At 60.7% G+C, this 24,758-nt stretch carries 21 protein-coding genes; 14 read left to right on the top strand and 7 right to left on the bottom strand.

Translation table 11 applies throughout. The annotated features are described in order from the left end of the window. Positions 1-68 precede the first annotated feature (68 nt). The 3 genes from HU730_RS07720 to HU730_RS07730 all read left to right on the top strand — a co-directional run bounded on the left by HU730_RS07720 (position 69) and on the right by HU730_RS07730 (position 2,555). The gene (locus HU730_RS07720) at positions 69-1,256 is read left to right on the top strand and encodes an MFS transporter (RefSeq protein ID WP_034126359.1); all 1,188 of its coding nucleotides are present in this window, start codon (positions 69-71) and stop codon (positions 1,254-1,256) included. Beyond that, complete coding sequence (locus HU730_RS07725; protein WP_186527696.1) at positions 1,249-1,650, top strand: DUF4440 domain-containing protein; 402 nt, start codon at positions 1,249-1,251, stop codon at positions 1,648-1,650. Before HU730_RS07720 ends, HU730_RS07725 begins: the two co-directional genes overlap by 8 nt. A 323-nt stretch (positions 1,651-1,973) precedes the next feature. Continuing rightward, entirely contained in the window at positions 1,974-2,555 is a 582-nt protein-coding gene (locus tag HU730_RS07730) for a dual specificity protein phosphatase family protein (protein ID WP_186527697.1), read from the top strand. Positions 2,556-2,864: 309 nt separating this feature from the next. Here the strand turns inward: HU730_RS07730 and HU730_RS07735 are convergent, their stop codons facing one another. The 4 genes from HU730_RS07735 to HU730_RS07750 are packed head-to-tail and all read right to left on the bottom strand — an operon-like array spanning position 2,865 to position 7,625. Beyond that, positions 2,865-3,725: an HlyD family secretion protein gene (locus tag HU730_RS07735; protein ID WP_186527698.1), complete on the bottom strand. Its 861-nt coding sequence runs from the start codon at positions 3,723-3,725 to the stop codon at positions 2,865-2,867. A gap of 10 nt (positions 3,726-3,735) precedes the next feature. Beyond that, positions 3,736-3,936, bottom strand: coding sequence for a DUF1656 domain-containing protein (locus HU730_RS07740; RefSeq protein ID WP_096143171.1), 201 nt, complete (start codon positions 3,934-3,936; stop codon positions 3,736-3,738). Then, a complete protein-coding gene (locus tag HU730_RS07745) occupies positions 3,926-6,103 on the bottom strand; it encodes an FUSC family protein (RefSeq protein ID WP_096143170.1) in 2,178 nt (725 codons plus the stop codon). The genes HU730_RS07740 and HU730_RS07745 overlap by 11 nt, the downstream gene beginning before the upstream one ends. A 10-nt stretch (positions 6,104-6,113) precedes the next feature. Further along, positions 6,114-7,625 (bottom strand): efflux transporter outer membrane subunit, encoded by a 1,512-nt coding sequence (locus HU730_RS07750; protein ID WP_096143169.1) that lies wholly within the window; start codon positions 7,623-7,625, stop codon positions 6,114-6,116. A 181-nt stretch (positions 7,626-7,806) separates the two neighbouring features. Here HU730_RS07750 and HU730_RS07755 point away from each other — a divergent pair, with 181 nt between their 5' ends. From HU730_RS07755 to HU730_RS07775, 5 genes are all read left to right on the top strand, one after another. Next, positions 7,807-8,766: a LysR family transcriptional regulator gene (locus tag HU730_RS07755; RefSeq protein WP_034126355.1), complete on the top strand. Its 960-nt coding sequence runs from the start codon at positions 7,807-7,809 to the stop codon at positions 8,764-8,766. Between the two features lie 144 nt (positions 8,767-8,910). Next, on the top strand, positions 8,911-9,885 hold the full coding sequence (locus HU730_RS07760) for a D-glycerate dehydrogenase (protein WP_096143168.1): 975 nt from the start codon (positions 8,911-8,913) through the stop codon (positions 9,883-9,885). Positions 9,886-10,061: 176 nt separating this feature from the next. Beyond that, a complete protein-coding gene (locus HU730_RS07765; protein ID WP_014716988.1) occupies positions 10,062-10,964 on the top strand; it encodes a chemotaxis protein in 903 nt (300 codons plus the stop codon). A gap of 3 nt (positions 10,965-10,967) precedes the next feature. Continuing rightward, positions 10,968-11,450 carry a GNAT family N-acetyltransferase gene (locus HU730_RS07770; RefSeq protein ID WP_096143167.1) on the top strand — a complete coding sequence of 161 codons (483 nt, stop codon included), beginning with the start codon at positions 10,968-10,970 and terminating at the stop codon, positions 11,448-11,450. Between the two features lie 108 nt (positions 11,451-11,558). Then, positions 11,559-12,302, top strand: a complete 744-nt coding sequence (locus HU730_RS07775) for a YkgJ family cysteine cluster protein (RefSeq protein WP_096143166.1) — start codon at positions 11,559-11,561, stop codon at positions 12,300-12,302. 262 nt (positions 12,303-12,564) lie between these two features. Here HU730_RS07775 and HU730_RS07780 read toward each other — a convergent pair whose 3' ends face one another. Further along, positions 12,565-13,347: a transporter substrate-binding domain-containing protein gene (locus tag HU730_RS07780; protein ID WP_096143165.1), complete on the bottom strand. Its 783-nt coding sequence runs from the start codon at positions 13,345-13,347 to the stop codon at positions 12,565-12,567. A 162-nt stretch (positions 13,348-13,509) separates the two neighbouring features. Further along, positions 13,510-13,743, bottom strand: coding sequence for a hypothetical protein (locus tag HU730_RS07785; RefSeq protein ID WP_034126350.1), 234 nt, complete (start codon positions 13,741-13,743; stop codon positions 13,510-13,512). Positions 13,744-13,956: 213 nt separating this feature from the next. Here HU730_RS07785 and HU730_RS07790 point away from each other — a divergent pair, with 213 nt between their 5' ends. The 6 genes from HU730_RS07790 to HU730_RS07815 all read left to right on the top strand — a co-directional run bounded on the left by HU730_RS07790 (position 13,957) and on the right by HU730_RS07815 (position 23,631). Beyond that, complete coding sequence (locus HU730_RS07790; protein WP_096143164.1) at positions 13,957-15,123, top strand: efflux RND transporter periplasmic adaptor subunit; 1,167 nt, start codon at positions 13,957-13,959, stop codon at positions 15,121-15,123. Beyond that, positions 15,120-18,215, top strand: a complete 3,096-nt coding sequence (locus tag HU730_RS07795; RefSeq protein WP_096143163.1) for a multidrug efflux RND transporter permease subunit — start codon at positions 15,120-15,122, stop codon at positions 18,213-18,215. The genes HU730_RS07790 and HU730_RS07795 overlap by 4 nt, the downstream gene beginning before the upstream one ends. Positions 18,216-18,222: 7 nt before the next feature. After that, positions 18,223-18,915 carry a heavy metal response regulator transcription factor gene (locus HU730_RS07800; RefSeq protein ID WP_003188690.1) on the top strand — a complete coding sequence of 231 codons (693 nt, stop codon included), beginning with the start codon at positions 18,223-18,225 and terminating at the stop codon, positions 18,913-18,915. Further along, a complete protein-coding gene (locus HU730_RS07805; protein WP_096143162.1) occupies positions 18,905-20,269 on the top strand; it encodes a heavy metal sensor histidine kinase in 1,365 nt (454 codons plus the stop codon). The genes HU730_RS07800 and HU730_RS07805 overlap by 11 nt, the downstream gene beginning before the upstream one ends. A 381-nt stretch (positions 20,270-20,650) precedes the next feature. Then, the gene (locus tag HU730_RS07810) at positions 20,651-21,973 is read left to right on the top strand and encodes an OprD family porin (RefSeq protein WP_096143161.1); all 1,323 of its coding nucleotides are present in this window, start codon (positions 20,651-20,653) and stop codon (positions 21,971-21,973) included. Between the two features lie 161 nt (positions 21,974-22,134). Next, positions 22,135-23,631 (top strand): sensor domain-containing diguanylate cyclase, encoded by a 1,497-nt coding sequence (locus HU730_RS07815; protein ID WP_054898815.1) that lies wholly within the window; start codon positions 22,135-22,137, stop codon positions 23,629-23,631. A 173-nt stretch (positions 23,632-23,804) separates the two neighbouring features. Here the strand turns inward: HU730_RS07815 and lpxC are convergent, their stop codons facing one another. After that, the gene (lpxC, locus tag HU730_RS07820) at positions 23,805-24,716 is read right to left on the bottom strand and encodes a UDP-3-O-acyl-N-acetylglucosamine deacetylase (protein ID WP_003171886.1); all 912 of its coding nucleotides are present in this window, start codon (positions 24,714-24,716) and stop codon (positions 23,805-23,807) included. Between the last annotated feature and the right edge of the window lie 42 nt (positions 24,717-24,758).

Here is a 24,758-nt window from a genome sequence, read left to right on the forward strand (position 1 = left end):
GGCAAACCGACGTATCCCAAACCCTGCGTGCGGCCTACCCTGCCGGCTCCACTCGCAGGAACGCGTTCATGACCTACCGCTCGAAAGTCGCCTGGATCTTTTTGTTGGGCTTTGCCCTGGACCTGGTGAACATGTTTGTCGCCACCGTCGCCTACCCGGATATCGCTCGCGAATTGCAAGCCTCGGTCACCCAGTTGGCGTGGATCAGCAATGCCTACATGCTCGGGCTGACAGTGATCATTCCCTTGAGTGTGTGGTTGGCGGCGCTCATGGGCGAGCGCACCCTGATCGCTACCAGCCTGCTGCTGTTTGCCGGCGCATCGGTGATGGTCGGCCAGGCTGGCTCCATCGAAGCGTTGATAGCTTGGCGCGCCTTGCAGGGGCTCGGCGGCGGCTTACTGATTCCGGTGGGGCAAGCCATGGCTTACCGACACTTTCCCGCGGCCGAGCGCAGCCAATTGACAGCGCGGGTGATGTCGGTGGCGTTGCTGGTGCCAGCGCTGTCCCCGGCGTTGGGTGGGGTGATTGTCGACAGCCTGTCCTGGCGTTGGATTTTCTACGCCAACCTGCCTCTGGCGCTAGTGACGCTGCTGCTGGCGCTGCTGTGGATAAAACCCGATGTGCCTTTAACCGAGCGCCCGCCCCTGGACCTGGGCAGTGTGTTCAAACAAGCCGCCAGCCCGATGCTGCGCGTGGCAATGCTGGTTTACCTGTGTATTCCGGGGGTATTTATCGGCACCAGCCTGATCGCCATCCTCTACGTGCGTGGCCTGGAGTATGACGCCACCCAGACCGGCGCGCTCATGCTGCCGTGGGCACTGGCCTCGGCCGTGGCGATCTACCTGAGCAAGCGACTCTTCAATCGCTTTGGCCCCAAACCCTTGTTACTGGCCGGCATGGCGCTGCAATGCGGCGGTATCCTGCTGCTCAACGAGCCGACGCTGATTATTGCGGCCTACGTCTTGATGGGCCTGGGCGGCAGCTTGTGCAGCAGCACCGCACAAACCCTGGCCTTTCTGGATATTCCCGCCGAGCGCATGGGCCACGCCAGCGCGTTGTGGAACATGAACCGGCAAGTGAGTTTCTGCGTGGGCGCCGCCGTGCTCAGTGCAGTACTGTCGGCGTTGGATTCCTTCGCGATTACCTTCACGATGGCGGCAGCTCTGACCCTGTTGCCGCTTTTCGCAGTGTTGCGCCTGGATTCTTCCAGGGTACGCGCGCTGCTTCACCCTTGCAGCGAGCCCAAACATGATTGACTACAGCGATTTTTTTGAAGAAGTGATCCAGACCCACGTCGAGATCGAACAATGGTTTGCCGGCGTTGCGCCTGAGGGCACGCTGGAAAATCTGCTGGCGCGCTTCTCACCCGAGTTCAGCATGGTGGCGCCCGCCACCGGTACGCGGGTCAACACGGCCGGGGTCAATGCCTTGTTCACGCGCCTGGGCGGGATGCGTCCGGGACTGAAAATCACCCTGAGTGAAATGACCGGCATCGACCGCCATGCACGCGGCGCCACGGTGACCTATCGCGAACATCAGGTTGACGACAGCGGCACGCGGACCGATCGCCGCGCCACCGTGGTATTTGAGAAGCTGGCCAGTGGCGCGCTGTTGTGGCGGCATTTGCATGAGACATTTATCAAGGCGTAATCGAATAGACGAAATCAGATTTGCTTGCGAATGCAGGAACTCAGTCGCCCCTTCCGCTTTGAGCCTTTGCTGTGTACAAAAAACTCAATCAGAGAGCGAAGTAGCTCTTTAATTTCATGCTCACTCATAACCTTATCCATCTTGTACGTCGACGACAATTGGAGTTCCTAGCAGTTTCGCAGCGGAATTATGCCTAATCAACGCTAGCCTACCGCTCATCACTTTCTCTCCGTACCTGTTAATTCTGACAGTAGACACCTTTGGGCAGCTGAGCGGATTCTAATTCAGCGAACTGCAACAACCCAAATCAAACGGAGGGTAAAATGAACGTAGACGTATGGAACCTGCAAGGTTACACAGATGCCCTTAGAAAAAATGGAAAAGTAGTTTTTTCAAACTGGGTGACTCTCGACAAAGCTGGGACACAAGTATTCAGAAGCTCCCAACCTTATTACACTGGAAGTGACGACACTATCCAAGATTTTGATGATGATGCCATCAACCTATTGAAAGAATATAATATAAAATTAATTATTAGTTTAAACGCGAACGGTGTAACCGAAGAGGGCATGCTAAAGCTAACTGCAGCGGGCATCACTCACATCAACAAGCCAGTAAAAGACTTCGGTACGCCAACGCTCGCGGACTTATACATTTGTTGTCAATTATTGCATGATACCATTACCAAGGGAGATAAAGCTCTCATTTATTGTGGATTTGGCGCAGGGCGCACAGGAACTTTATGGAGCGCATTCCAAATTTATAGCCTCCCGCGAAACCAGAATCTTAAAACTGAGGTCAGCAGAATCATCAAGGACTCTACCGCCGAAACAACAGGCCAAGAATCAGTTATGCTGGAACTTGCAACTGGCCTAAACGTAATTAATGTAAAAACCGAGCTATAACGAGGGACCGCCATATCAAGTGTCGCACCTTACTCTAAATAGGTGCGACCTCACCACATGCTGCTTTCTGACTATACGAACACACCAAAACTCAGCGAGGGATCACGCCCCACCGCTTAATTTTAAATAGCTCCATCACACTCAAACTCGTCGCTATCAAAACTTAAAAACAGCCAGACATTTTGGCTCTAACGAAGCAGCCCTTCCACGTAGATCACCTCCAGAATTTTTCCATATAAGAATCGTACGAAACCAATCATTATCGCACGCGCTACCGCCTTGCTATTCAGTTAGCACTTATAACCATTTTTACAGCCGGTTTGCCTGCACAATGACGGTGCAAGTAATCCCCGCCGCCAACAACACGCCCTCCGGCACTTCATCAATGTGAATCCGCACCGGCACACGCTGGGCCAAGCGCACCCAGTTGAAGGTCGGGTTCACATCGGCGATCAGTTCACGGCTCTCGGGGTTGTCGCGGTCGTAGATGCCGCGCGAGATGCTTTCCACATGGCCCTTCAAGGTCTCGCCGCTCATCAATTGCATATCGGCTTTGTCGCCCACCTTCACGTGGGGCAGTTTGGTTTCTTCAAAGAAGCCATAGACCCAGAACGAGTTCATATCCACCACGGCCATTTTCGCTTCGCCGATACGCGCATAGTCGCCACGGTGCACGTTGAGGTTGGTGACATAACCGTCCACCGCCGCCAGCACTCGCGTGCGTTTCAAGTTGAGTTCGGCGGCCTCCAGTTGTGCCAGGGCGTGCTGGTAATCGGCCAGAGCCGAGTCGGCGATGTTGCTGGCGTCGTCGCGGTTTTCCCTGGAGATCACCAGGGCGTCGAGGTCGGCGCGGCGGTGCGCGTTGACCTTGCGCATTTCCCAGGTGGCCTTGCGTGAAGCTACCAGCGATTGCGCTTGCTTGACGGCAATGCGGTAGTGCTCGGGGTCGATCTGCATCAGCAGGTCGCCTTTTTTCACCAACTGGTTATCGCGTACCGGTACGTCCACCACTTCGCCGGTGACGTCAGCCGCCACATTGATAATGTCGGCGCGCACCCGACCATCGCGGGTCCACGGCGTTTGCATGTAATGCACCCACAACGTGCGGCCAATCCAGATCGCCAACGCCAGCACCAGCAAGGTGGCGAGCAGGCTGAAAAACTTTTTCATCGGGGCATTCTCAACGGTAGACGCTCAGCGCCAGGGCGCCGAACAGGCAAGCGAACAGGCTCAGGCGCAGCAGCGCCGGGTGCCAGAAGAAACGGTACAGGTCGAACCCGGCCAGGAAGCGATCAATCACCCAGGCCAGCCCGGCTGCGATCAAGAACATCAGGGTCATGGTCGGCATATAGATGCCGTGGAATGCAATCTCACGAGGCATTCGGGGCTCCTTTGAGGGCGGCCAGAGGCGATTGCGGGTCGAGCAACGAGGTGCGAATAAAGTGCAGGTAGCTCTTCACACGGCGCAGGGCCGAGGTGTCGAAGTGCGGGGCGAAGGGTTCGTCGGTGGCCTGCACGCGGCTGATCGCATGGTCGACGGCAATCAACCCGCGCTCCAGGTTGCTGGCGCTGGGTTGCAGGAACAGCCGCACCAGCGAGCGCCCCATCACGCGGATCGCCTGGCGCCACGGCTGGGACTCGGCATACGCCGGGTGCACCGGCAAAATCGCCTGCTCCTTGCGCAGCTCGATGATCGCGTGGCCGACCTCCAGCACCACGAACATCCAGCGCAGCAAATCGCGCTGCACCTGCGGCTCGCCGGCCGCGAGGCCATACGCCTGGTGCAGCAGGTCGCGGGTGCGGCTTTCAAAGCTCGACGCCAGGCCCTTGAGCTTGCCGCTGATGGCATACACCACTTGCTCACGCAGGTCTTGCTCCAGGCGGCGCCACAACCAGCGGCTGTTGGGCGGCAGGATGATCGCCCCCGCCGCCGCGCACACCAGCATGCCGATGACCATGGCGATGTAGTCGTTGATAAAGGTGTAAGGGTTGTAGACCGTTAAGTTATCCGGCACCGAACCGGTGCTGAAGAAGATCAGCAGGCCCACGCCCACACCGGCGTATTGCGGGCGTGAAGACAGAAAGGCCCCGAAGATGATCACCGGCGCGAGCATCACGCACAGCAGCGGGAAACCGTCGATCCAGGGGAACACGAAGAACATTTCGACAAAGCCGACCAAAGCGCCGATCAAGGTGCCGCAGGCCATCTGGAACGCCATGCGCTTGGGGTTGGGCGTGGCAGCAGACAGGCCCACCGTGGCCGCCGCGATCAGGGTCATGGTGGCGCCGCTGGGCCAGGCCGTGGCCACCCAGTAACTGCCCAGCACAACCAGGATAAACGAGGCGCGCACACCGGCAGCGGCACAGGCCAGCCAGTTGGTCTTTGGCGTGTAGGCTTCGTGCCAATCCTCCCGTGCATGGCGATGCTCGGCCAGGGAGGCGTGGGTTTGCGCGTAGTTGTGCAGGTCGTCGACGAAGCGGTACAGCAGCTCGTAGGCCGTGTGGAAATCCAACTGCTCGGCGTCCGTCGGGTTGTCTTCCTGGAAGCTCGCCCGCAGGCTGCGCACCTTGGCGGGCAAGCCGTCCTTGTAGGCGCTCAGTTGGTTGACCAGGCGCGCAGCATCGGGGCTGGTGAGGGCGCGGCCAGAGAAGCTGTCGAGCACTTCGGCCAGGTCTTGCAGGCCGGGCTTGATCGCTGCCACTACATGGTCGGCCTCATCGGCGCGCAAGCGTTCAAGCAATTGGTGCAAGGCGTTGAAGCGTGTGGTGATGCTCATGAATTCGCTGTTGAGGCGACTGAGCCGCCCGTTGCGCCGACGCATGTGCGGGTCTTCGAACACGGTGACGCTGCGCAAGCCTTCCAGGCCCACGGCTTCGGCAATAAAGCGCACGTTGCTGGACTCGAAGCCTTCCCGTTGGCTGCGCCCGCGCAGGCCATCGGTCACAAACAGCGCGAACACGCCAAAGCGCTGGTACAGCGCGTTGCGCATGGCGGCGCTGGAGGTCTGCGGCAGGATGGCGGCGCTGACCAGTGTCGAGCACAGTATCCCCAGGGAAATTTCCAACACCCGCCATACCGCCGCCATAAAAGCGCCGTCCGGGTGGGCCAGGGCCGGCAGGCCGACCATCGCCGCGGTGTAGCCGGCGAGCACGAACCCATAGGCGCGAAAGTTGCGGTTGCGCGTGGCGCCAGCGGTGCAAATGCCGACCCAGATCGCCAGCGAACCGAGGAACAGTTCGGTGTTCTGCGCAAACAAGGCGATCAACAGCACCATCACCGCCGAGCCTGCCAGGGTACCGAGGAAACGGTAGAAACTCTTGGCGAACACCTGGCCGCTCTGGGGCTGCATCACGATAAATACGGTGATCATCGCCGTGCGCGGTTGCGGCAATTCCAGGCGCATGGCCAGCCACAGCGTCAGGAACGCAGCGACCAGCACTTTGAAGATATACACCCAGGTCACGCCATCGCTGCGTGCCCAGTCGAAGAAACCACGGCGCCACTCAAGGGAATGCAGCCAGCGCAGCGGTGCAGGCAAGGGAGTCATCAAGGCCTACTCAGTGATCAAACACGGCGAGCGCCGCCGGAGTCTTGCTTGGGAGTGTCTTGGCAGGCGTGGGCACATCGTCGCCAGCACCGAGGCCGCCGCCCAAGGCGGTCACCAGCTCGGCATGGGCGCTCAGGCGTGCCGCCTGCACCTGTTGTTCGATCTGCTGCTGGCGAAACAACAAGGTTTGGGCGTTGAGCACGTTGAGGTAGTCAGTGAGGCCACGTTGATAGGCGACCATGGCGATGTCGTAGGTTTTCTGCGCCGAGGCCACCGACTGCGCGGCGAAGGTCGACTGTTTGTCCATGGACTCGCGGCGGATCAACTGGTCGCTGATGCCCTTGAGCGCATTGACTAGGGTCTGGTTGTACTGGGCCACCGCGATGTCGTAGCCGGCACTGGCTTCACCCAATTGCGCACGCAGGCGGCCGCCGTCGAAGATCGGCAAGGTGATCGCCGGGCCGACGTTGTAGTTGAATTTCTTGCCGGCCAGGAATTCCAGCATGCCGCCGCCGGTGGCCATGTAGCCAAGGCTGCCGACCAGGTCGACGTTGGGATAGAAGCCTGCATGAGCCACATCGATACCCCGTGCCTGGGCTGCTACCTGCCAGCGGCTTGCAACCACATCCGGGCGTTGGCCGAGCAATTGCGCCGGCAGGCTGGAGGGCAATTTCAACGGCGCGGCGAGGGCCAGGGTCGGGCGCTGCAATTGCGCGCCCTCCCCCGGGCCTTTGCCGGCCAACGCCGCCAGTTGGTTACGGCTCAGGGCGATTTCCTCGTCCAGGGCATCCAGTTGGCGATGGGTTTCCGGCAGCGGGGTTTCGGCCTGGCTGACGTCAAAGTGAGTGCCGATCCCGGCGGCCAGGCGTTTGTTGGCCAGGTCCAGGATCTGCTGTTGCTGGGCCAGGGTGGCGGCCGCGATGTCACGGTTGGCGTACTGCAACGACAGCTGGATATAGGCGCGCACCACGTTGTTTTGCAGTTCGAGCTGGGCCAGGCGCGCTTCGGCGGCGCTCATGTGCGCCAGGTCGACCGCACGTTCGGTCGTGTTGCTTTCCCGGCCCCACAGGTCGAGGGCGTAGCTCAGTCCCAGGGACGAATTGTTGTCCCAGGTGTTGGCGCCGCTCAATTCGCCAGGACCGTAGAACTGATCCTTCGGCCAGTTGTGGCGCTTGAGGGTGGTGTCGCTGTTGATCTGCAGCGACTCGGCCGACTCGGCCACCCCGGCCAGCGCTCGGGCTTGCCGTACACGGGCGGCGGCCACGGCCAGGCTGGGGCTGTTGCGGGTGGCGAGTTCGACCCAACGGTTGAGCTGCGGGTCGCCGTAGGCCTGCCACCATTGGGCGGTGGGCCAGTGGGCGTCGCGGGCGGCGCTCTGGATCGCGGCGTCGGTGGCCAGGCTATTGGCGTTGATCGCCTGGCCCTGCGGGGCGATTCCTCCGGTTCCGATGCAACCGCTGATGACTGACGTTAAGGCCCAAACACTGAGAGTCTTCAGCTCTCTGCTGATGCGACGCGGCACGGCAAGCGAATTCCTGAGAGGGTGTTGCGGGAGAGGTGGCGCAATTCTAGGCGGCGCCAGGGAGGACGATAAGCTGGCATTCCTGTGAATCTTTGTTACCGTTCAGGCGATAATCCGTTGGTAGGGATCACTGAAAGCGTAACTTTCTGTCACAATTTGCTATCTCCCTTGAGAACACTCCATGGACACTTTGCAAAACATGCGCGCCTTCAGTTGCGTGGCCGAAGCCGGCAGCTTCACCGCCGCCGCCGTGCAACTGGACACCACCACGGCCAACGTCTCGCGCGCGGTCTCCAACCTTGAGGCCCACCTGCAAACCCGCTTGCTCAACCGCACCACCCGGCGCATCGCGCTGACCGAAGCCGGCAAACGCTATTTGCTGCGCTGCGAGCAGATCCTCGCCTATGTCGAGGAGGCCGAGGCCGAAGCCAGTGACGCCCATGCGCGCCCGGCCGGGCAGTTGAAAGTGCACACCATGACCGGCATCGGCCAGCATTTCGTTATTGACGCCATTGCCCGCTACCGCCGCACCCATCCCGACGTGACCTTCGACCTGACCCTGGCCAACCGCGTGCCGGACCTGCTTGACGAGGGCTACGACGTGTCCATCGTGCTGGCCAGCGAACTGCCGGACTCAGGTTTCGTGTCCCAGCGCCTGGGCATCACCTACAGCATCGCCTGCGCCTCGCCGGACTACGTCAAGGCCAAGGGCTGCGCACAACGGCCCCAGGACTTGCTCAACCATGCGTGCCTGCGCCTGGTCAGCCCGGTGGTCCAGCTGGACAAATGGACCTTCAACGGCCCTGAAGGCCAGGAAAGCGTGGCGATCAACAGCTCGCCCTTCCTGGTGAACTCGGCCGATGCGATGAAAACCGCGATCACCAGCGGCATGGGCGTCGGCCTGCTGCCGGTGTACGCCGCCATCGAAGGGCTGCGCAACGGCACACTGGTGCGGGTGATGCCGACCTACCGGTCCCAGGAATTGAACCTGTACGCCATCTATCCTTCGCGCCAATACCTGGATGCGAAGATCAAGACCTGGGTGGAATACCTGCGCGGTTCGTTGCCGGAAATTCTGGCGGCGCACCAGGCGGAGTTGGTGGCGTATGAGTTGAGCGGTGGTGTGCGGATGGCGAACTGATTTTGAAATGCTGCTTCCCACCCCCTATAAATTCATTGTGGGAGCTGGTTTGCCTGCGATGACGGTGGATCAGCCAACACAATAGTGGCTGACACACCGTCATCGCAGGCAAGCCAGCTCCCACATGTTGAGTGGAGTTCTGCCATGAAAAAGACTGTCCTGGCCTTCAGCCGTATCACCCCACCGATGATCGAACGCCTGCAACAGGATTTCGAGGTGATCGTGCCCACCCCCAAGTTGGGTGACATCAACGCACAGTTCAACGAAGCCCTGCCCCATGCCCATGGCTTGATCGGCGTGGGCCGCAAGCTGGGCCGCGAGCAGCTTGAAAGCGCGAGCAAGCTGGAGGTGGTGTCCAGCGTGTCGGTGGGCTACGACAACTACGACGTGCCGTACCTCAACGAGCGCGGGATCCTGCTCACCAACACCCCTGATGTGCTCACCGAAAGCACCGCCGACCTGGCCTTCGCCCTGCTGATGAGCAGCGCCCGCCGGGTGGCCGAGCTGGACGCCTGGACCAAGGCCGGCCAATGGAAAGCCAGCGTGGGCGCGCCTTTGTTTGGTTGCGATGTGCACGGCAAGACCCTGGGCATCGTCGGTATGGGCAATATCGGCGCGGCCGTGGCCCGGCGTGGGCGCCTGGGCTTCAATATGCCGATCCTTTACAGCGGCAATAGCCGCAAGACCGCGCTGGAGCAGGAACTGGGCGCGCAGTTTCGCAGCCTGGAGCAGTTGCTGGCCGAGGCGGATTTCGTCTGCCTGGTGGTGCCGTTGAGCAACAAGACCCATCACCTGATCAGCACCCGGGAGCTGGGGTTGATGAAGTCCAGCGCGATCCTGATCAATATCTCCCGTGGGCCAGTAGTGGATGAGCCTGCGCTGGTCGAAGCCCTGCAAACCCAGCGTATTCGTGGTGCCGGGCTGGATGTGTACGAAAAGGAACCGCTGGCTGAATCGCCGTTGTTCCAGCTGAGCAATGCGGTGACCCTGCCGCATATTGGTTCGGCGACCGGTGAAACCCGCGAAGCCATGGCCAACCGCGCCGTGGACAACCTGCGCAGCGCCCTGCTGGGCCAACGCCCGCAGGATCTGGTGAACCCACAGGCCTGGAAGGGCTGACACCCCACCCCACTGTAGGAGCGAGCTTGCTCGCGAAAAACGTCAACGATAACGCGCAAAATCTGTTTTAACGCGGCGCTTTGAAGTTCTTCGCGAGCAAGCTCGCTCCTACAGTTTTCGAGGACAAGGTCGATAACGGTGTATAGATCGTCATCCCTGATCCACAGAAGGTTTTTATGTCCACCACCAAAGCCCGCGCAGACTCACTCTCGCTTCTGCTCTTTACCTTGCGCAGCGGCAAGCTGATGGCCATCAACCTGTTGAAAGTCAGCGAGATCATCCCCTGCCCGCCGTTGACCAAGCTGCCGGAGTCCCACCCGCACGTCAAAGGCATCGCCACCTTGCGCGGCGCCTCGTTGTCGGTGATCGACTTGAGCCGCGCCCTGGGTGAAATGCCCTTGCAAGACCCGGATGGCGGCTGCCTGATCGTCACCGATGTCAGCCGTTCCAAACAGGGCCTGCACGTGCAGGCGGTGAGCAAGATCGTGCATTGCCTGACCACCGATATCCGCCCGCCTCCCTACGGCTCCGGCGGCAATCGGGCGTTTATCACCGGGGTGACCCAGGTGGAAGGTGGGCTGGTGCAGGTGCTGGATATCGAGAAAGTCATCCATGGCATCGCCCCGGCACCGATTGAAGCGGCGCCGACCGACCTGACCATGGAAGAAGCCGAAGTGCTGGGCAACGCCCGCATCCTGGTGGTGGACGACAGCCAGGTGGCTTTGCAGCAATCGGTCCACACCCTGCGCAACCTCGGCCTGACCTGCCACACCGCCCGCAGCGCCAAGGAAGCCATCGACGTGTTGCTGGAGCTGCAAGGCACGGTTGAACAGATCAACGTGGTGGTCTCGGACATCGAGATGTCTGAGATGGACGGCTACGCCCTCACCCGCACCCTGCGCGAAACCCCGGATTTCAAGGACCTCTACGTGCTGTTGCACACCTCCCTGGACAGCGCGATGAACAGCGAAAAAGCACGCCTGGCCGGTGCCGACTCAGTACTCACCAAATTCTCATCCCCAGAATTGACCAAATGCCTGGTCGTCGCCGCACAAACCGTGGCGCAAAAGGGCCTGTAAGCCTTGGGCGAGTATTACCAGCTGCTGCGTCGCGACCTCACCGGCAGCCTTCCCGCCCCGCAGTGGCCAGCGGATACCCGGCTGGATCATTATCGCGATGAACTGGCCCCGGCGATCCATGCCGTGCTGCGCATGACCCAGGACCAGGGCGGCGGCCGTGTCGGCCACCTGGATGAGTGGCGCCAGCAGTTCGTCACCGATGCCGAGTACGACCCGACGCTGTGTCTGGTGGCCAGTAACCGCGACGGTGTTCTCGCGGTGGCCCAATGCTGGACCAGCGCCTTTATCAAGAACCTGGCCGTACACCCCTGTGCCCAAGGCCAAGGGCTGGGCCGCGCCTTGCTGTTGCACAGCTTCCAGGTATTCAAGCAGCGCGGTGAACCCTATGTGGACCTCAAGGTGCTGGAGAGCAACCTGCGCGCCCGGCAACTGTATGAAAGTGCGGGCATGCGATTTGTGCTGCGCGACATCGTATCCAAGGGCTGATCCTCACTGGCGCATAACTTGCTTCCAGAGCCCCTGAGCGGTAGATAGAGGTAAAAACCCGTCACCCCTCAAGCGTGCCCTCTGACCTTGCCTGGTGACAGATCCGCCATGAACACACACTTTTCCTGCGTCGGTTGCGGTAAATGCTGCAGCGACCATCATGTGCCCCTGACCCTCGAAGAAGCCCGCAGCTGGGCGGCGGACGGCGGTAACGTCATCGTTCTGGTGGAGGGCTTTCTGGGTAACGGCCTGGGCCTGCCCCTGCAACAACGGGAACATGCCGAGCGCCGCTCAGTGATCGTGCCCAGCGGCAATACCGAGGCGTTTGTGGCAATTACCTTTGCCGCCTACAACGCCGGACGCTGCCGGAATCTTGACGAAGACAACCGCTGCCGCATCTACGAACGGCGCCCGCTGGTGTGCCGCATCTACCCGATGGAGATCAACCCGCATATCCCACTGAACCCAAGCGCCAAGGACTGCCCGCCGGAATCCTGGGAGCAAGGCCCTGCGCTGATCGTCGGTGGTGAGTTGATGGATGCGCAACTGGCCGAACTGATTCGCCGTTCACGCCAGGCCGACCGTGATGACGTGCAGACCAAAGAAGCGGTGTGCGCGTTGCTTGGCATTCGCACGACCGCACTCAAGGGCGACGGGTTCACCGCGTACTTGCCGGACATGCAGGCGTTTGCCCAGGCCATTGAGCAGGCGCTTGAACAGCCGGCAATGGCCAATGAATGGGTGTTTCATGTGTCGGGGATGGACATCGCTGAACAGGTGTTGGATGCCGGGGCGCAAATTGCCACTGAGGTGCCGGCCAATTATGCATTTATCTCGTTGAGGGCGGCTTAGGCTACTACGGCCTTATTTTGGCGTAGGTATCTACTCAACTTCAGCGCGACGCTGGACCTGTGGCGAGGGAGCTTGCTCCCGCGACGGCCTACCATTCGACGACAATTTCCCTGACGCCCCTCGATCCAACTGTGGGGTGTCAGCTAGATAGTCGCAGGCTGCCAGGCCGCCATCGCAGGCAAGCCAGCTCCCACATTTGGAGCTCGGAGTGTCAGGTAGATAGGCGCCTCTCGGGAACAGAGTTGCACTCACACATTAGCGCTCATGGATGGGCAGGCAACACATCGAGGTGATAGGGCTGGAGGATGCGTTGGTATTCGCCATTGTGCATCAGTTGCTCAAACGCGTGATTAAGCTCATTACGCAACGCGGTATCGGTTTTTCGCACCGCAATCGCCACGCTATTACCCAGCAGGCCAGACGACACAGGCGGCCCCATGAAATTGAAGTCCAAGCCCTGGGGCGTGTCTAGCAGGGCCTCTCGGATCTCCACGGCGCCTTGAAGGGTCGCATCAATATCGCCCGAAACCAGGCTCTGCACCAGTTGGTCGTTGAGCCAGAAACTCCTGATGATTACCCCTGCCGGCGCCCACTGCGATAGGGCAAAGGCTTCCCGATTACTGCGCACCAGCACCCCGACACGCTTGCCTCTGAGCGACCGTCGATTAGGGCGCAGGCCCGAGGTTTTACGCGCCACCAGCCGAGTGGTGATCGGGTAGAGATCACGGGTGAAACTCACCCGTCGCCGTCGACTGCAGGTGGGCGCCATGCCCATGATCGCGTCGAACTGCCTGGCTTCAAGGGCGGGGAAATTCTCCATGACGATCTGGTCAACCCAGGTACAGCGCACGTTGAGCTGCTCGCACAGGGCATTGCCCAGTTCGATGTTCAGCCCCACCAATTGCCCTTGGGAATTGCGGCTTTGAAAAGGCGGAAAATGCGCGGCGACGGCGAAACGGATTTCACGCCGAGGTTGGGCGTCGGCGGCAACGACACTTGTCGAGAGCAAGAGGGCAAGCACCGCACAAAGGTGTATCAGGGCCACGGGAATGTCCTTTTCCGGAAAGCTGACTCACCACGCCCCGATGAGTGTCATCGGGACGAAGCAAACGCTGTGCAAGCTTTCAAGAATCGGTCGCGGACCTACAAGCAGAAATGTCCACGGGCGATGTAGGCAACTGCCTATAACGCACGCAACGCTTTAATCTTAGCGTTTACCCATGGAGCGGCGAGTGCCCGGAGGCGCCATGCCTGGCGTCTTGGTATGGCCGTTCTTGGCGCCGCCTTTGTACCAGGGCTGGCTGGCATTCTTGGCGCCAGCCAGCTCACCCGGTTTGAAGGGGAACTTGAACGCCGGGATCTCGGCTTTTTCAACGCCGTCGGCGGTGGCCGAATCGACGAGGTCAGCCGCGTCGACAGGGGGTTGGGTTGGGGAAGTCATAGGGGCTCCGGCGCAGCGATAGGCGTAAAAGCGCCAGTATACGGGGGCAAAGCGGCAAGCGGTAAGCTTCAAGCCACAAGTAAAAAGCGCTAGCTGTCGCGGCTGTCAGTTTGGCGTCACCGTGCTGACCGCATTACCGGGCTATAAAGCAGCTACCCAACCTTCAACTGGCAGCTTGCAGCTTAAAACGTGCAACTGCGCCCGGCACCTCCCATGCAGATAAAACGAAACACGGCCCTGATGGTGGGCATCCTCTTGGTATTGACGGTGGCCGCCTGGGCAGTAATACGGTCTGCCAAGCCCCGCCTGGCAGCGCCCACGGCGATCCCGGTACGGGTGGTGAGCGTCGCGCAACAGGACGTTCCCAGGTTTGTCAGCGGCATAGGCTCAGTGCTGTCGTTGCACAGCGTGATGATTCGCCCGCAGATCGACGGCATCCTCACCCAGTTGCTGGTCAAGGAAGGCCAATCGGTGAAAGCTGGCGATCTGTTGGCTACCATCGACGACCGCTCGATCCGCGCCAGCCTCGACCAGGCCAAGGCTCAATTGGGCGAAAGCCAGGCACAGTTGCAAGTGGCATTGGTCAATCTCAAGCGTTACAAGGCGCTAAGCATCGACGACGGTGTGTCGAAACAGACCTATGACCAGCAACAGGCACTGGTCAACCAGCTCAAGGCCACGGTGCAGGGCAATCAGGCGGCCATTGATGCGGCTCAAGTACAACTCTCCTATACCCAGATTCGCTCCCCGGTCAGCGGCCGCGTGGGCATCCGCAATGTGGACGAAGGCAACTTCCTGCGCATGAGCGACACCCAGGGGCTGTTTACCGTCACCCAACTCGACCCGATTGCCGTTGAGTTCTCGCTGCCACAGCAGATGCTGCCGACCTTGCAGGGCCTGATCGCCGCCCCCACCCGGGCCACCGTCGACGCCTACCTGGGCGCCGACACCGATGGCCAGACCGGCGATCTGCTCGGCGAAGGCCACCTGAGCCTGATCGACAACCAGATCAGTTCCACCACCGGCACCCTGCGGGCCAAGGCCGAGTTCAGCAACCCGGCGCATAAGCTATGGCCGGGACAACTGGTGACCATCAAAATCCAGACGGCCCTCGACAAGGACGCCCTGGTGGTACCGCCGACCGTGGTGCAGCGCGGGCTGGACTCACATTTCGTGTACCGCGTAAGCGCTGAAAAAGTCGAGGTGGTGCCGGTGGAGGTCGCCTACCAGAACAGCGACATCAATATCATCAAAGGCGTGCAGGCCGGCGATGTGCTGGTCAGCGACGGGCAATCGCGGCTCAAGGCCGGTGCGCAGGTGGAGGTGCTCAAGGAGCCGCCGCAAGTGATCCACACCGCCAACGCCCAGGTGCAGCCATGAGCGCCAGCCGGTCGCCCTCGGCCTGGTGCGTTGATCACCCGGTCGCCACCCTGCTGTTGACCTTCGCGTTGGTGTTGCTGGGGATTATTGCCTTCCCGAACCTGGCCGTCGCGCCACTGCCGGAAGCGGAATTCCCGACAATACAGGTCACCGCGCAACTGCCCGGCGCCAGCCCGGACACCATGGCCTCATCGGTGGCCACGCCCCTGGAGGTGCAGTTCAGCGCCATCCCCGGCATGACCCAGATGACCTCCAGCAGCGCCTTGGGCTCCAGCCTCTTGACCCTGCAGTTCACCCTGGAAAAAAGCATCGACACCGCCGCCCAGGAAGTCCAGGCCGCGATCAACACCGCGTCCGGCAAGCTGCCCAGCGACATGCCGAGCTTGCCTACCTGGAGGAAGGTCAACCCGGCAGACAGCCCGGTGCTGATCCTCAGCGTCAGTTCCAGCAGCATGCCCAGCACCGAGCTGAGCGACTACGTGGAAACCCTGCTGGCGCGCCAGATCAGCCAGATCGACGGCGTCGGCCAGATCAACATCACCGGCCAGCAACGCCCGGCGATTCGCGTGCAGGCCTCCCCTGACAAGCTCGCGGCCATTGGCCTGACGCTCGCCGATATACGCCTGGTCATCCAGCAGTCGAGCCTCAACCTGGCCAAGGGCGCGATCTATGGCGAAAACAGCGTGTCCACCCTGTCGACCAACGACCAGCTGTTTCACCCGGAGGAATACGGCCAACTGATCGTTTCCTACAAGAACGGTGCGCCAGTTCAACTGCGCGATATCGCCAACGTCGTCAACGGCTCGGAAAACGCCTACGTACAAGCCTGGTCCGGCGATACGCCTGGGGTGAACCTGGTGATTTCGCGCCAGCCCGGCGCCAACATCGTCGACACCGTCGACCGCATTCAAGCCGAGCTGCCGCGCCTGCAAGGCATGTTGCCGGCCTCGGTGCAGGTCAGCGTGTTGACCGATCGCACCAAGACTATCCGCGCCTCACTGCACGAAGTGGAAATGACCCTGCTGATCGCCATCCTGCTGGTGGTGGCGGTGATGGCGTTGTTCCTGCGTCAACTGTCGGCGACGCTGATTGTGTCTGCGGTGCTGGGTGTCTCGCTGGTGGCCAGTTTCGCCCTGATGTATGTGATGGGGTTCAGCCTGAACAACCTGACTCTAGTGGCCATCGTGATCGCCGTGGGCTTTGTGGTGGACGATGCGATTGTGGTGGTGGAGAACATCCATCGGCACCTGGAGGCAGGCCTGGGCAAGCGCGAAGCAGCGATCAAGGGCTCGGGAGAAATTGGCTTTACCGTGGTATCCATCAGCTTCTCGCTGGTGGCGGCGTTTATTCCGCTGCTGTTCATGGGCGGAGTGGTCGGTCGGTTGTTCAAGGAGTTTGCGTTGACGGCCACCGCGACCATTCTGATTTCAGTGGTGGTTTCGCTGACATTGGCCCCGACGCTGGCCGCCTTGTTCATGCGTGCCCCTACCCACCCTGCCCACGCCAAACCCAGCTTCAGCGAACGCCTGCTGGCCGGCTATGCGCGCAACCTGCGCCGGGCCTTGGCGCACCAACGCAGCATGGCCGCGATCTTCGTGGTAACCCTGGCCCTGGCGGTGGTCGGCTATGTGTTCATTCCCAAGGGATTCTTCCCGGTGCAGGACACCGGTTTCGTGCTCGGCACCAGCGAAGCGGCGGCCGATGTGTCGTACAAGGACATGGTCGCCAAGCACAAGGCCCTGGCCGAGATCGTCAAGGCCGACCCGGCGGTGCAGGCGTTTTCCCATTCGGTGGGCGTTACCGGCAGCAACCAGACCATCGCCAACGGCCGCTTCTGGATCGCCTTGAAAGACCGCAGTGAGCGCGATGTGTCCGCCAGCCAGTTCATCGACCGCATCCGCCCACAACTGGCGAAGGTGCCGGGCATCGTGCTGTACCTGCGCGCCGGCCAGGACATCAACCTGAGCTCCGGCCCCAGCCGCGCCCAGTACCAATACGTGCTCAAGAGCAACGACGGCCCGACGCTGAACACCTGGACCCAGCGTCTCACCGAAAAACTGCGCGCCAACCCGGCGTTTCGCGACCTGTCCAACGACCTGCAACTGGGCGGCAGCATCACCCATATCAGCATCGACCGCCAGGCCGCCGCACGTTTCGGGCTGACCGCCACCGATGTCGACCAGGCGTTGTACGACGCCTTCGGCCAGCGCCAGATCAACGAGTTCCAGACCGAGATCAACCAGTACCAAGTGATACTTGAACTGGACAGCCAACAGCGCGGCAAGGCCGAAAGCCTCGACTATTTTTACCTGCGCTCGCCATTGACCAACGAGATGGTGCCGTTGTCGGCCTTGGCCAAAGTCGACCCGCCCACGGTCGGGCCGTTGTCCATCAGCCATGACGGCATGTTCCCTGCTGCCAACCTGTCGTTCAACCTGGCGCCCGGCGTGGCCCTGGGCGATGCAGTGATCATGCTCGACCAGGCCAAAAACGAAATCGGGATGCCGAGCACAATCATCGGCAACTTCCAGGGTGCGGCCCAGGCGTTCCAGAGCTCGCTGGCCAGCCAACCCTGGCTGATCCTCGCGGCGCTGGTAGCGGTCTACATTATCCTGGGTGTGCTGTATGAGAGTTTTGTGCACCCGCTGACGATCATTTCCACCCTGCCCTCGGCGGGCCTCGGTGCGCTGATCATGCTGTGGCTGCTGGGACAGGACTTTTCGATCATGGCCTTGATCGGCCTGGTGCTGCTGATCGGCATCGTGAAAAAAAACGGTATCTTGATGATCGACTTCGCCCTGGAGGCGCAGCGGGTACGCGGGCTGCCGCCCGAAGATGCGATTTATGAAGCCTGCGTCACGCGGTTCCGGCCGATCATCATGACCACCCTTGCCGCGTTGCTCGGCGCCGTGCCGTTGATGCTCGGCGCAGGCCCCGGGGCGGAACTGCGCCAGCCGCTGGGCATCGCGGTGGTCGGTGGCTTGCTGGTGAGCCAGGCGCTGACGCTGTTCACCACGCCGGTCATATACTTGTACCTTGAACGTTTTTTCCACAGGCCCAAACCAGCGCTGACGCTGGCGACCACACACTGAGGCGGTCATGCGCGTCCTGATTATTGAAGATGAAGAAAAAACCGCGGACTACCTGCACCGCGGCCTGACCGAGCAAGGCTACACCGTCGATGTGGCCCGGGAAGGTATCGAGGGCCTGCACCTGGCGCTGGAAAACGATTACGCCGTGATCGTGCTCGACGTGATGCTGCCCGGCCTGGATGGCTTCGGTGTGTTGCGTGCCTTACGCGCCCGCAAGCAGACGCCGGTGATCATGCTCACCGCTCGCGAGCGCGTTGAAGACCGCATCCGCGGCCTGCGCGAAGGCGCCGACGATTATCTGGGCAAGCCGTTTTCGTTCCTGGAACTGGTGGCCCGCCTGCAAGCCCTGACCCGCCGCAGCGGCGGCCACGAACCGGTGCAGGTCACCGTCGCAGACCTGTGGATCGACCTGATCAGTCGCAAGGCCAGCCGTAACGGCCTGCGCCTGGACCTGACCGCCAAGGAGTTCTCGCTGCTCAGCGTATTGGCGCGGCGCCAGGGCGAGATCCTGTCCAAGACTGCGATTGCCGAGATGGTCTGGGACATCAATTTCGACAGCGATGCCAACGTGGTGGAAGTGGCGATCAAGCGCCTGCGCGCCAAGCTCGACGGGCCGTTCGAACACAAGCTGCTGCACACCATTCGTGGCATGGGCTATGTGCTGGAGAACCGCATGCAGGAAAACCACAGTGGTCGCTAATTCCATCGCCCTGCGCCTGAGTGGCATGTTCACCCTGGTGGCGCTGCTGATCTTTCTGTTGATCGGCGGCGCGCTGTACCAGCAGGTCGACCGTGGCCTGGGGTTGTTGCCAGGTGCCGAGCTGGATGCGCGCTACAGCGTGCTGGAGTCGTCGATCAATCGCTTCGGCACGCCGGAGCATTGGGCCAAGATCAGGTCCAAGCTCAAGCTGTTGGGGGAAGAAGACAAGCGTATCCGTTTCTGGGTGGTCAGCAGCGACCCGAGCTACGAATACGGTGAGCCGGATGCGCAGATTCGTGCCTTTGCCGAGGGCGCCACGGGTAAGCGCGACCTGCGCCTGCCGGGTCACGATTATCCCTTCAAGGTGCTGGTCAGCCAGTTTGCAGCCAAGGAACAGCGCCCGGCGCTGCGCTTCATGATTGCCATCGACACGGAGAACTTCCGCGCCACCCAGCATCACTTGCTGGTGGCATTGGTCAGCCTGGCGCTGGTCGGTGTGGTACTTGCGGCACTGTTGGGGTTCTGGGTCGCGCGTATCGGCCTCAAGCCCCTGGGCAAACTCTCGGATGAGGCGCAAAAGCTTGCGCCGCCGAAACTCTCCGGGCGCCTGCACCTGTCGCCGCTGCCGCCGGAATTGAGCCAGTTCGTCAATTCGTTCAACGCCACCCTCGACCGTGTCGAGCAGGCGTATTCGCGCCTGGAATCGTTCAACGCCGACGTCGCCCATGAACTGCGCTCGCCGCTCACCAACCTGATCGGCCAGACCCAGGTGGCCCTCACTCGCGGTCGGTCGGCGGAGCAATATTTCGAGGTGCTGCAATCGAACCTGGAAGAGCTGGAACGGCTGCGCTCGATCATCAATGACATGCTGTTCCTCGCCAGCGCCGACCAGGGCAGCAAGGCCACCAAGCTGATCGAAAGTGCCCTGGCCGATGAAGTGGCCACCACCCTCGACTACCTGGACTTCATCCTCGAAGACGCCCAGGTCGAAGTGCGCGTGCACGGCGATGCCGTAGTGCAGATCGAAAAGGCCCACCTGCGTCGCGCACTGATCAACCTGCTGAGCAATGCCGTGCAACACACGGCGCCGGGGCACGTCATCGACGTGCACATTGAAGTGCAGGCACACCAGGTGACGATTGGCGTGACCAACCCCGGCGAGGTCATTGCCAGCGAACACTTGCCACGCCTGTTCGAACGCTTCTATCGGGTGGATGCATCGCGCAGCAACAGCGGGGCCAATCATGGGCTGGGGCTGGCCATCGTCAAGGCGATTGCGTTGATGCATGGGGGGGATGTGTTTGTGCGTAGTGAAGGCGGTGGCAATACGTTTGGTATCACCCTGCCGATCTAAACAACTCGGTCAAAATGTGGGAGCTGGCTTGCCTGCGATAGCATCACCACGGTAGGCCTGGCATACCGAGGTGTCTGCATCGCAGGCAAGCCAGCTCCCACAGAAGATCCCATGGCCCTCACTGTTGCGGTTTGGGCAATAGTTATTATCTTGTTACACTCTGTATCGCACCGCTCGCCTGCGTTACTTTGACGCATCGATGAGCGCGACGGCAAAGGCAGCTGACCACTCACCCGAATTTCCCTCGACTTATTTCCAGGGCTCTACACTGGGAATCTGTCTTAAAGCCGCTGACTTCAGCGGCTTTTTTTTGCCGTGAAAAAAGGCCGGGCACACCCCCACGACACTGGCCGTTCATGATTGACCAAAGGAGCTCCACCGGTGAAGAACTCGCTGACGTTCACCCCGTTATTCCTCGCAATCGCAGCAACGATCGTCCCCCTTGCCCACGCGGCAGACGCCCCGCCCGTCGAAGGTTTCGTCGAGGGTTCACACCTCACGATCAACACCCGCAACTACTACATGAACCGCGACCGGCGCGATATTCATACCGATGACAGCAAGGAATGGGGCCAGGGCTTTATCGGCACCTTCGAATCCGGCTACACCCAGGGCACCGTCGGCTTCGGCCTGGACGTCAATGCCATGCTCGGCCTCAAGCTCGACGGCGGTGGTGGTACGGATGGTTCCAGCATCCTTCCGTATGGCAGCGGCAACGGCAAAGCGCCGGGTTCGTTCTCGACGGCTGGCGGCACCTTGAAGCTGCGCGCCTTCGACACCGAACTGAAAGCCGGCGACCTGTTCCTCAACAACCCGGTGATCGCCGGCGGCATGACGCGCATGTTGCCGCAGACTTTCCGTGGCGTGAGCCTGACCAACCACAGCTTTGACGGCTGGATGATCGAAGGTGGCCAGGCCAGTTTTACCAAGCTCTACAACCAGAGCGGCCATCGGCGCATCGGCACCAGCTACGGCACACTGCCCGCCAACACCGACAGCCAGCATCTGGACTGGGCTGGCGTGTCGTTCAGCGGGATCGAGGGGCTGACCAGCAACCTGTACGCCTCCGAACTCAAGGACGTCTGGCACCAGTATTACTACGACGTGGAATACACCTATGCCCTGAACAACCTGGTCAGCCTGACGCCCGGCCTGCACTACTACCATACCCAGGACACCGGCCAATCGCTGCTGGGGGATATCGACAACAACACCTACAGCCTGCATTTCACCGTGGGCGTGGGCAACCACAGCGTCACGGCGACTTATCAGCGGGTCAATGGCAACACGCCGTTCGACTACATCACCCAGGGCGACAGCGTGTACCTGGACAACTCCCAGCAGTACTCGGATTTCAACGGGCCCAACGAGCGCTCCTGGAAGCTCAAGTACGCCTACGACTTCGCCGGCCTCGGCGTGCCCGGCCTGACGTCCGCCGTGTCCTACATCAGCGGCAAGACCGACCTGACCAAGGTCGACCCCAACAGTCGTGGCTACAGCAACTGGTACAGCGCCGATGGCAAGGACGCCAAGCACTGGGAGCGCGATATCGACCTGAAATATGTGGTGCAGGGCGGCAAGGCCAAGGACTTGGCCGTGCGCCTGCAATGGGCGACCAATCGCGGCAGCAATGGCTACTCTGCAGTGGACCGCGATGTGGATGAATACCGTGTGATCGTGGATTACCCGATCAACGTGTTCTGAGTACAGGTGGGAGCGAGCTTGCTCGCGAAAAACGTTAACGATAACGCGTGCTTCCTGAATAAACGCGGCGTCTGTGAGTTTTCGCGAGCAAGCTCGCTCCTACAGCCATATTTAAGAGTTGCTACTACGCTAAGGGCATTCTCAACGCAGAAGTGTGCCCGATGAGTTCAAGCCTTACCCGCCCCAACCGCCGCCCGGAGCGCCTGCTGATCCTGGGCAGTACGCTCACGGTGTTGCTGATCGTGGGGGTCGTCACTGCGCTGCTGATTCGTGAACATGCCAATACCCTGCAGACGGCCAAGCGCACCGCCAATACCATCACTCAATTGATCGACGCGGACGTGCTGCGCAATGTCGAACTTTACGACATGGCCCTCAAAGGCTTGATCAGCGCCACCGAGCGCACCGACCTGCAAGACGTTTCAGAGAGCATCAGGCACTTGGTGCTGTTTGATCGTTCCGCAGCGGCGCCGTACAAGGGCGATATCCTGCTGTTGGACCCGGCCGGCGAGGTGATTGCCGATTCGTCCCTGCTCACGCCAAAGCTGGGTAACTTTGCCGATCGGGACTATTTTCAGGCGCACCGCACCAACCCCGACCTGGGCTTGTATATCAGCCGCCCGTTCATGGCGCGCTGCCAGTGTGCCGACCCCTGGCGCATCGCGTTCAGCCGTCGCGTTTCGTCACCGGATGGGCGTTTCCTGGGAGTGGCGGTCGCGTCCATGCGCCTATCGTACTTTCATCAGTTGTTCAGCAGCTTGAACATCGGCAGCAACAGCACCATCAACCTGCTCAACCACCAAGGCATCCTGCTGGCGCAAGAGCCTCTGCTGGAAGCAGATATCGTCGACAAGGACCTGAGCCAGCGCCCGAATGTGGCGCGCATGCTGCGCGAACGGGACGGCAGCTTCCAAAGTATCTCCAGTGTCGATCGCCAGGCACGGCTCTACAGTTTTTCGAATGTGGGCAACTTGCCGCTGATCGTGGCGGTGGCCTTGTCCAGCGATGAAATGTTCGCACCCTGGCGGCGTGCGGCGTGGCTGGTCAGCATCGCGACCGGAGTGTTGTGCGTGGGCCTGTTGTGGCTGACTTGGGCACTGTGCATGGAGTTGCGCCGCCGCCATCGGGCTGAACAGGTGCTGTCAGAACTGGCAGCCACCGACGCCCTTACCGGCCTGGCCAACCGTCGCACGCTGGACGAACGCTTGCGGCTGGAATGGGACCGGGCACAACGCTCCACCGAGTCGTTGAGCGTACTGATGATCGATGTGGACCACTTCAAGGCCTTCAACGACCGCCATGGTCACCAGGGCGGCGATGAGGCGTTGCGTGCAGTCGCGCATGTGATCGCCAGCCATATCCGCCGCCCTGCCGACCTGGCGGCGCGTTATGGCGGTGAAGAGTTCGCGGTGGTGCTGCCCAATACCGACGCCAAGGGCGCGTGGGTGATCGCCGAGCATATCCGCAAGGGGGTCCAGCACTTGCCGAGAGTGGCCGGGGATGAGCAACCGATCACTGTGAGCATCGGACTGAGTACCTGGCAGAAGCACAGCCGTATCTCCCTTGAAGACCTGCTGCTCAAGGCTGACCAGGCGTTGTATCAGGCCAAGCACAGCGGCCGTAACCGGATAGTGGATGTTTCAAAAACCTCAAACTGATGAGGTCAGGTGTGGGAGCTGGCTTGCCTGCGATGGCGGTGGGTCAGCTACCTATAAGCTAACTGGCAGGCCGCTATCGCAGGCAAGCCAGCTCCCACATTTGGATCTTCGTCGGGCATAAAAAAAGGCCACCCGAAGGTAGCCTTTCAAAACTAAAGAAAGAGAGTTGTTACTTACACCGCCGCAACGGGACGCATGTAAGAGATCGGTGCGGTGCTGGCATCTTCGAAGGTCACGACTTCCCAAGCGTCTGTCTGCTCAATCAACTTGCGCAGCAGCTGGTTGTTAAGGGCGTGGCCCGACTTGAAGCCTTTGAACTCGCCTATCAGGCTATTGCCCAGCAGGTAGAGGTCACCGATTGCATCGAGGATCTTGTGCTTCACGAATTCGTCTTCATAGCGAAGGCCGTCTTCGTTCAGTACACCATCCGCGTCGACCACAATGGCGTTTTCCACGCTGCCGCCGAGTGCGAGGTTGTGCTTGCGCAGGTACTCGATGTCACTCATGAAACCAAAGGTGCGGGCGCGGCTGACTTCTTTTACAAACGAAGTGCTGGAAAAATCCACGCTTGCACTTTGGGTGCGGTCACGGAATACCGGGTGATCGAAATCGATCTCAAAGCTCACTTTAAAGCCTTCGAACGGGACGAAGGTGGCGCGCTTGTCGCCGTCTTCTACTGTCACTTCCCGCAGAATGCGAATGAACTTCTTGGCTGCGTCCTGTTCTTCCAGGCCGGCAGATTGAATCAAGAATACGAAGGGGCCAGCGCTGCCATCCATGATCGGGACTTCGGACGCGGAGAGCTCGACGTAGGCGTTATCGATGCCCAGGCCAGCCATGGCCGAGAGCAAGTGCTCCACCGTGTCCACTTTGACGTCACCGTTGACCAATGTGGTCGACATAGTGGTTTCGCCAACGTTTTCCGCGCGAGCAGGAATCTGCACCACAGGGTCCAGGTCGGCACGCACAAACACGATGCCGGTGTCGACAGGTGCAGGCTTGAGGGTCAGGTATACCTTCTCCCCGGAGTGCAGACCTACACCTGTGGCACGAATAATATTCTTCAGGGTGCGTTGTTTAATCATGGCTTGGACCGCTTCAGCGCAAATTGCGAACTGGTATCAACA

This window comes from Pseudomonas sp. SWRI22 (assembly GCF_014268395.2).
Taxonomy (GTDB): domain Bacteria; phylum Pseudomonadota; class Gammaproteobacteria; order Pseudomonadales; family Pseudomonadaceae; genus Aquipseudomonas; species Aquipseudomonas paracarnis.

Bases quoted from the DNA above. Each gene is read 5' to 3' on its own strand.
- HU730_RS07760 (WP_096143168.1), top strand. From the start codon at position 8,911: ATGAAAAAGACTGTCCTGGCCTTCAGCCGTATCACCCCACCGATGATC.
- HU730_RS07815 (WP_054898815.1), top strand. From the start codon at position 22,135: ATGAGTTCAAGCCTTACCCGCCCCAACCGCCGCCCGGAGCGCCTGCTG.
- HU730_RS07790 (WP_096143164.1), top strand. From the start codon at position 13,957: ATGCAGATAAAACGAAACACGGCCCTGATGGTGGGCATCCTCTTGGTA.
- HU730_RS07725 (WP_186527696.1), top strand. From the start codon at position 1,249: ATGATTGACTACAGCGATTTTTTTGAAGAAGTGATCCAGACCCACGTC.
- HU730_RS07740 (WP_096143171.1), bottom strand. From the start codon at position 3,936: ATGCCTCGTGAGATTGCATTCCACGGCATCTATATGCCGACCATGACC.
- HU730_RS07765 (WP_014716988.1), top strand. From the start codon at position 10,062: ATGTCCACCACCAAAGCCCGCGCAGACTCACTCTCGCTTCTGCTCTTT.
- HU730_RS07795 (WP_096143163.1), top strand. From the start codon at position 15,120: ATGAGCGCCAGCCGGTCGCCCTCGGCCTGGTGCGTTGATCACCCGGTC.
- HU730_RS07720 (WP_034126359.1), top strand. From the start codon at position 69: ATGACCTACCGCTCGAAAGTCGCCTGGATCTTTTTGTTGGGCTTTGCC.
- HU730_RS07735 (WP_186527698.1), bottom strand. From the start codon at position 3,725: ATGAAAAAGTTTTTCAGCCTGCTCGCCACCTTGCTGGTGCTGGCGTTG.
- HU730_RS07775 (WP_096143166.1), top strand. From the start codon at position 11,559: ATGAACACACACTTTTCCTGCGTCGGTTGCGGTAAATGCTGCAGCGAC.
- HU730_RS07800 (WP_003188690.1), top strand. From the start codon at position 18,223: ATGCGCGTCCTGATTATTGAAGATGAAGAAAAAACCGCGGACTACCTG.
- HU730_RS07755 (WP_034126355.1), top strand. From the start codon at position 7,807: ATGGACACTTTGCAAAACATGCGCGCCTTCAGTTGCGTGGCCGAAGCC.
- HU730_RS07745 (WP_096143170.1), bottom strand. From the start codon at position 6,103: ATGACTCCCTTGCCTGCACCGCTGCGCTGGCTGCATTCCCTTGAGTGG.
- HU730_RS07730 (WP_186527697.1), top strand. From the start codon at position 1,974: ATGAACGTAGACGTATGGAACCTGCAAGGTTACACAGATGCCCTTAGA.
- lpxC (WP_003171886.1), bottom strand. From the start codon at position 24,716: ATGATTAAACAACGCACCCTGAAGAATATTATTCGTGCCACAGGTGTA.
- HU730_RS07785 (WP_034126350.1), bottom strand. From the start codon at position 13,743: ATGACTTCCCCAACCCAACCCCCTGTCGACGCGGCTGACCTCGTCGAT.